Raw genomic sequence first — 6955 nt, forward strand, 5'->3', positions numbered from 1 at the left:
TCTCCTTTCAATGTTTGGTTGCACTTTCATTTTAAGGAGATCCTCATGCAAGGGCTATTTTTATGCTTGTTTGAGTTTATCTAGCACCACGGGTCATCAAACAATATTGGCTGCCGCTCGCTGCAGCCGGAATTCTTGGCGTCATCGGCTATAATTTGCTTTTATACGGCGCGCTCGCCTATACATCGCCGATGAACGCAGCGATCGTCAATTCGCTCAATCCGGCGATCATCGTCGTGTTGTCGTATGCGCTGCTGCGGGAGCGGCTGTCAAAAACCAATATTGCCGGCTTTTTGTTGTCGCTGGCCGGTGTATTGTTTATTTTAACGGATGGGCATATAGCACACGTCTTCCGAATGAACTACAACCGCGGTGATTTGATGATGCTCGCCGCCGGCGTCGTCTGGGCGCTTTATTCGATCATCGGCAAAAAACTACCCGTCCCACCGATTACAGCGACAACGTGCTCCGTTTTTTTAGCTTGCTGCTGTGGCCGTTCGCATTCTTTTATCCGTTTCCAGCTGATCACATAAGTGCAGCTGGGCTCGCCGGATTGGTCTATATTTGCTTGTTTCCGTCCATTCTTTCCTTCTTATTTTGGAACATCTCAGTGCAAAAAGTCGGTCCGAGCCATGCCGGTGTATATTTAAACTTAATTGCCGTATTTACCGCTGTGATCACGTTTTTGCTTGGCGGTGCTCTATCCGTCCTGCAGCTGGCCGGCGGCGCAATCGTCTTGTTCGGCGTCTATTTGGCGACAAAAGCGCCGAAAGTGAAGACGGAACAAGTGGATATCGCAGGATGACGGCCGGGCCGTTTGGCGGACAGCATCATCAAAAATAAAACCCGCCATCACAAGCGGGAACCTTTAGCCATGAAAAACAGCGCCGCCCGCCGCACCCAAAACCCTGTTGCATGCACAAGCGGTCTCCCCTCACCCAAAGGGAGACCGCTTTTTGGCTATTGGAGCAATCGAAGGAACTCACGCATAAATGCCGGCAAATCCGGCCACGCATGGGCGGAGACAAGGTTGCCGTCAACGTGGACTGTGCGGTCAGACACATACGTCGCTCCTAGCGCCTCAACCCCCGGCTTGCAGGCAATATACGCTGTCAAACTCCGTCCTTTCAGCAAATCCGGCATTGTTTCAAAAATGAGCGAGGCGTGGCAAATGGCGGCAATCGGCTTATTCGCCTCAAAGAAATGGCGAACGATGCGCTGCACGTTCTCATCAAGGCGAATGTATTCCGGAGCGCGCCCGCCCGGAATGACCAATCCGTCGTATTGCGCCGGATCGACTTCGGCGAACGACGCATGGGCGTCGATCAAATAGCCTTGTTTTTCCACATACGTATCCCAGTCGGCAAAATCATGGACAACGGTGTGCAGTTTCTTTTTCTTCGGCGCGGCAATCGTTACGTCATGCCCTTCCTCCAACAAACGATAATACGGATAATACACCTCCAGCGCATCAACAGCGTCGCCGGTGATGATCAACACTTTTTTGCTCATGGATTTCCGCCTCCTTGTCCATTTTTTTCTTTCATTTCTATCATACTGGAAACGAGTGAAAAGGAAAAGTAAAATGATTGGTGGAAAGAGATGAAGCATCAGAAATGAGAGTCGCTATGGTTGCGACAGTAAGGAGGGAAACGGAATGACCATCACCTCATGGCTGGCCGCCTCGCGCCGAACCGTCGTACTGACCGGCGCCGGCATGTCAACGGAAAGCGGGCTGCCCGATTTCCGTTCGCCGCGCACCGGGCTGTGGGCGCGTTTCAATCCGAGCGAACTCGCGACCATCGATGCATTGCATCATCGCCGTGAATCGTTCGTCGAGTTTTACCAATATCGCATTCGCACATTGCAACAGTGCCAACCGCATGACGGACACCGCTTGTTGGCCGATTGGGAGCGGCGCGGGATCGTGCAGACGATTGTGACGCAAAATGTCGATGGCTTTCACCAAGAAGCGGGAAGCCGACGCGTCATCGAACTTCACGGCTCGCTCCGCACCGTCCATTGTCAGCGGTGCGGGCAAACAAAGCCAAGCTTTGTCTATTTGCACGGTGTGTTGACGTGCGAATGCGGCGGAGTTTTGCGCCCGTCGGTCGTGCTGTTTGGCGAGCCGCTGCCGGAGAAAGCCATCGATCAAGCGTGGGAAGCGGCCCGCCAAGCGGACTTGTTCGTTGTGCTCGGCTCCTCTCTGCAGGTATCCCCAGCCAACCAGCTGCCGCTTGTTGCCAAGCGGAGTGGGGCTAAACTCGTGATCATCAATTGGGAGCCGACTGACTTGGACGATCTCGCCGACGCTGTCATTCACGGCCGGAAAATCGGCGAGGTGCTGAACGAGCTGGAGCGGCAGTTGACGGAGGCGGCGGAATGAACAAAGAAACGATGTTGCAAATGGCGCTCGAATCGATCGGCGATCACTCCCACATCCGCCATTGGCGCCGCGTCTCAGGCGGCGACATCAATGACGCCTATCGCGTCCAAAGCGGCAAGCAAACGTACTTTATCAAAATGCAACGTTTCCCGCCGAGTGGATTTTTCGCTGCCGAACAGATGGGCCTCGAGCTGATCAGGCAAGCACGCGCCATCAACGTTCCGCATACCTTCGGCTTCGGGGAAGCGAACGGCTGGGGCTGGCTCGTCTTGGAATGGGTCGAAGGAACGGAAACGGCGCAGACGGCCGAACAGCTCGGACACGGCCTTGCCCGCCTCCATCAATGCCGCGGCCCGGCGTTTGGCCTTGACCGCGATACGTACATCGGGACGCTGCCGCAGCGCAACGGCTGGTACGGCCGCTGGCCCGACTATTACCGCGCCGCCCGCCTTAGACCACAAATGACGCGGGCGGCGGAGAGAGGCCTCCTGCCCGCCAAGCGGCGCAAACGTCTCGAATGGCTGCTCGAGCGGCTTGACCAATGGCTTCCGGATGACTGTTTCCCGTCGCTGTTGCACGGCGATTTATGGAGCGGCAACTGGATTCCGGGGCCAGACGGAGTGCCGTATTTGATCGATCTGTCTGTTTTATATGGCCATCATGAGTTTGAGATCGCGTTTACCGAGCTGTTTGGCGGCTTTCCGCTCCGGTTTTATGAAAGCTATCGCGAGCTTATGCCGCTCTCGGCTGATTATCATGACCGAAAACCACTCTACCAGCTGTTTTACTTGCTCGTTCATCTCAATTTATTCGGCGAAACATACGGCAACGCGGTCGACCGCGTGTTAGAACGGTATGCGGGGGAGTAGTTTCTCCTGCTTTCCCCGCGCCATCTTTATTCAGCACGGATCGCTTCGAGCAACGCATCCCCGCTTTCGCTCACGCGCACATAGGCAAACCGAACATTCTCTTGCTGTGTCATCCCCGTTTTTTCCGGAATGAAATACGATTCAATGCCATACACGACTTGCGGGCCGTGGAACGTGCCGGTGATGATCACATCCCCAGGCTGCGGCGTGTATCCCGGCCTTTTGTTTCCATTCACCATATATACGCCAGCCAAACGATGCACCCCATCCGCTCCTTTTCGCAGCCCAACTTGCACCCGTCCGCTTCCATCAAGCGACGGAATGGTGGAAATATCGTACCGAAGCTGAATATAATCCCCTTGCAGCATGGAACGCGGATCCACCGGCTCAAGCTCCAGCTTTACGACATCACCATATCGCAGCAATCGCTCTTTTTGCCACACGGTATAACCTAAAAATGAAAATTGAGCGATCACGACTATGAGCGTCCACAATGAAACGCGCCGCCCCCAGCGCACTCCCTTGGCCCATGTGAAGCCATTCCGTTTCTCGAGCCACAATGTCCATGCAAGCAACGCCACGCCTGCCGCCAGCAAGCTGATCGATTTATGAAGCAAATTCCAGGTGAACTCGTAATATTTCAGCACGAGATAAAGCGCCGTGTACACCCAAGCGGTCTTCCGCTCCAGTTGCCGACCGTGGAAAAGAAAGAAGGCAAGCGCCAAGACCATGACGATATTCAACGCCGCGTACAGTCCATCAGCCGCAAATACATCGGCGCTCGTCGCGATCCCAAGCGCTCCGAACGCCAAGACAAGCGGAGTGAGAAACGGCGTTCCGCGAAAGCGGCCATACGCATACAACCCGCCGTTGACCAAAGCCAAGGTGAGCAACACCGTCCGGCCGTCATCCATCGCCGAACTTAAGGCGATCCCGAAATAGACCGTCAGCGCCGCCGTCGTCAACCGGCGCACTCCGCTGTCTGATGACCGGATGATGCCAATCGCAAGCCCAATGGCATAGAGGAACAGAGCCAGCCGCGAGACCTCCCCCGCCATCGCCACCCCGAGCCCATAACCAACAGCCAGCAGAGTATAACGAACGACCGCATTCCAATGCCGGCCCAATGAGGCGGGAACGACAAATCCAAAGATGGAAATGAAAAAGAGCACATAAGGCGACCATGACTCTGTCCAAAGAAAATACAAGCCAAGCAGGCTTTGGATGGCCAACGCGGAAGCCGCAAGTGTGACAATCGCCTGAAACGCCGCCAAAAACCATTTCCCGGCTTTCGTCTTTGCTGAAAACAGCCCCGTGCGCCGTAATAGCACAACGCCCCCGTACAACACGGCAGCAGCCGCCACGAGCCCAATGAGAAGCAACCATGTTCCATAATGATCAGCGAGCAAGCGAATGTATTGAATGAACAAAAACAGTCCAGCAAACAAACTCGTCAACAACACATACAACCGCTGCTTGGCGATGACAAGAAAATAATAAAGCAACACAGCGAGCAACACGGCATACACGTATGGCCACCATGCGTCGCGCCCATAGGAAAACCCGGTTATGTCCATCACAAGCAGCCAACCTTGCATGGCTAGGTAAGCGAAACAACGGATGAGCGGTGTCCGAGCAAACACAACGAGCGCACCGTTTACGATCACGAATAACGACAGCACTCCAAACGAAGACCATTCCGTCCACTCAATCCGATAAGCGGACGGAAAATAATAAAACCAGCACGCAAGCTGCAGCAGCCCAATCGCGATCACGGAAAGCACCCGTTCTTTTGTCAACAGCGCCAACAAAGCGGTTGGCGCAAGCCAGACAAGAAACAGCCAATAACTGTCCGCATGCGAGTTGTACATTTGACCGAGCAGCGCCAACGCAATGCCAAATGACAACACTCCGCTGATCAACATCCAACGCCCTAAGAAACGACGGCGGCCCCAAAGCGCCGCGCTTGCGATGTAAAATGCCGCCATCATGCCGATGCTGATCCCGACTTTCACCTCTCGCCCCATCTCCGGCCAATTGGCGGCAAAAAAATACACCATCCCGGCAATCATGCACAAAAACGCCAACGCATACCCCGTTTTCACGACGCGGACCGCCATATCGCTTTCTCCCCTTGTGGCTCGAATCTTTCTCTCTATAAAATATGCTGAAAAAGCTGTCTAGAAGACCAGTGAAAACACGCCTCATTCCATCGTATTTTCCTAGTTGCCGCTCACCCTTTAGACTGTTTTCTTTATTGCAGTACAGGACACTATGGTTGGAGATCATTTTTTAAGTGGAAAATGTCCATATCATGCTCTGCCACTTTTTTGATCAAATAGTTGATCGATGACTGTTGCGAAGAGAACTGCCGCGAAGCCATGTCAAGAGCGGCCTGATGCTTATGGAGCATGTTCTCGATATAGCGAAAGTGGCTCCGCATTTCTAGTGTGAGGTTGTCAACTTTTTCTTCGACCCGTTCAACTTTCCCTTCAAGCCGTTGCTGTCCTTCTTTCAATGTTTGCACATCGCCTTTGACCGCGTTCATATCCACCTTTAATGTGCGCACATCTTCCTCAACCCGGTGAAGCCGTTGGTCCAAGCGGGCTTGTCCCTCCTGTAACAACTGCACTTCATCTACCAAACGCGCCTGGCCTTCCTTGAGCACTTGCACCTCGCCTTCAAGGCGCGCTTGCCCTTCCTTGAGTGCTTGCACTTCGCCTTCGAGGCGCACCTGCCCTTCTTTGAGTGCCTGCACTTCGCCTTCCAAGCGCGCCTGCCCTTCTTGAAGCGCTCGGACATTTCCTTCAATCCGATCGAGCCGCACGTGGATGGGATTGAGCTTTTGGTCAAGCAGTTCGGCCATCATTTGCACGAGTTCGGCTTGGCTCATCGTTTCACCTCCTTTTCCCCATTGTATCATTGTCTCGGTCAACGCGATAGTATAGAAAAAGAGATTTTCTCCCTAATTTCGACAACGGCAAAGCTCAACACAAAGCCGCAAAATTTGCTTTTCACCGCGCGAAATCAAAACAAAAATCGTTTTTTGTCCATGTTCTAAAATCCGCTTCAGCGAGTGAACCTACGGTAAAGAGCCAGGCAGGCTGATACATAGGCAACCCCGAGCAAAAACCCACCAAGCACATCAGATGGATAATGCACTTGCAGACTTAACCTGCTTAAGCCAGTCAACAGGGCAAGCGCTCCAAAAACGCCGTAAATCGCGGTCCGCTCGCCTCGCTTCGTGCGCGTTTGCGCCAAAAAGTACGCCAAAATCAACAAGTAAATCGTCCCGATCATCGCGTGGCCGCTTGGAAAACTAAATCCACCGATTTCAGCATGAGGAGGTCGAGGCCGTCCAATGATATGTTTTAGCCACTCATTGATGCCATATCCCCCGCCAACAGCGGCCACAACCAACACCATTCCGTAGACGTCGCGGCGAAAAAACCATAAACCAATGACAAGCATAATGCTGATGGTGCCAATCGTCTTTCCATTGCCAAGAAACGTAAACGGGTCAAGCCAATTCCAATAATCAAACAGACGCAGCCCCTCTTCATCCATTCTCTCCGTCCATCCAGCGGCCACGCCTGTCCAAACAAGCAAAAAAAGGCTCAGACTCATAGCCGCAGTGATCCATAATCGTCGATTCATGCTGAGCATCACTCTCCTCCCTCTAGAAATGTTGATCTATCAA

General features: G+C 53.3%; 8 protein-coding genes. 4 read left to right on the forward strand and 4 right to left on the reverse strand.

The features are described from left to right. Nucleotides 1-155 precede the first annotated feature (155 nt). Both IKE44_RS08900 and IKE44_RS08905 read left to right on the forward strand, forming a co-directional pair. Nucleotides 156-533 (forward strand): DMT family transporter, encoded by a 378-nt coding sequence (locus tag IKE44_RS08900; protein WP_235434210.1) that lies wholly within the window; start codon nucleotides 156-158, stop codon nucleotides 531-533. Next, the gene (locus IKE44_RS08905; RefSeq protein ID WP_235434209.1) at nucleotides 464-805 is read left to right on the forward strand and encodes a DMT family transporter; all 342 of its coding nucleotides are present in this window, start codon (nucleotides 464-466) and stop codon (nucleotides 803-805) included. The genes IKE44_RS08900 and IKE44_RS08905 overlap by 70 nt, the downstream gene beginning before the upstream one ends. 155 nt (nucleotides 806-960) lie before the next feature. Here IKE44_RS08905 and IKE44_RS08910 read toward each other — a convergent pair whose 3' ends face one another. Continuing rightward, nucleotides 961-1512, reverse strand: a complete 552-nt coding sequence (locus IKE44_RS08910) for a DJ-1/PfpI family protein (protein WP_033017470.1) — start codon at nucleotides 1510-1512, stop codon at nucleotides 961-963. A 145-nt stretch (nucleotides 1513-1657) separates the two neighbouring features. On the opposite strand from IKE44_RS08910, the gene IKE44_RS08915 reads away from it, so the two are divergent. Further along, nucleotides 1658-2386, forward strand: coding sequence for an NAD-dependent deacylase (locus tag IKE44_RS08915; RefSeq protein ID WP_049625599.1), 729 nt, complete (start codon nucleotides 1658-1660; stop codon nucleotides 2384-2386). Next, complete coding sequence (locus tag IKE44_RS08920) at nucleotides 2383-3255, forward strand: fructosamine kinase family protein (RefSeq protein WP_287465667.1); 873 nt, start codon at nucleotides 2383-2385, stop codon at nucleotides 3253-3255. The genes IKE44_RS08915 and IKE44_RS08920 overlap by 4 nt, the downstream gene beginning before the upstream one ends. A gap of 26 nt (nucleotides 3256-3281) precedes the next feature. Here the strand turns inward: IKE44_RS08920 and IKE44_RS08925 are convergent, their stop codons facing one another. From IKE44_RS08925 to IKE44_RS08935, 3 genes are all read right to left on the reverse strand, one after another. Next, nucleotides 3282-5375, reverse strand: a complete 2094-nt coding sequence (locus tag IKE44_RS08925; RefSeq protein WP_033017467.1) for a GDYXXLXY domain-containing protein — start codon at nucleotides 5373-5375, stop codon at nucleotides 3282-3284. Nucleotides 5376-5527: 152 nt separating this feature from the next. After that, entirely contained in the window at nucleotides 5528-6148 is a 621-nt protein-coding gene (locus IKE44_RS08930) for a hypothetical protein (protein ID WP_287465669.1), read from the reverse strand. A gap of 176 nt (nucleotides 6149-6324) precedes the next feature. Next, complete coding sequence (locus IKE44_RS08935) at nucleotides 6325-6921, reverse strand: phosphatase PAP2 family protein (protein WP_033016614.1); 597 nt, start codon at nucleotides 6919-6921, stop codon at nucleotides 6325-6327. Nucleotides 6922-6955 lie beyond the last annotated feature (34 nt).

The sequence above is a fragment of the Geobacillus sp. genome (assembly GCF_017515625.1).
GTDB classification, from domain to species: Bacteria; Bacillota; Bacilli; order Bacillales; family Anoxybacillaceae; genus Geobacillus; species Geobacillus stearothermophilus.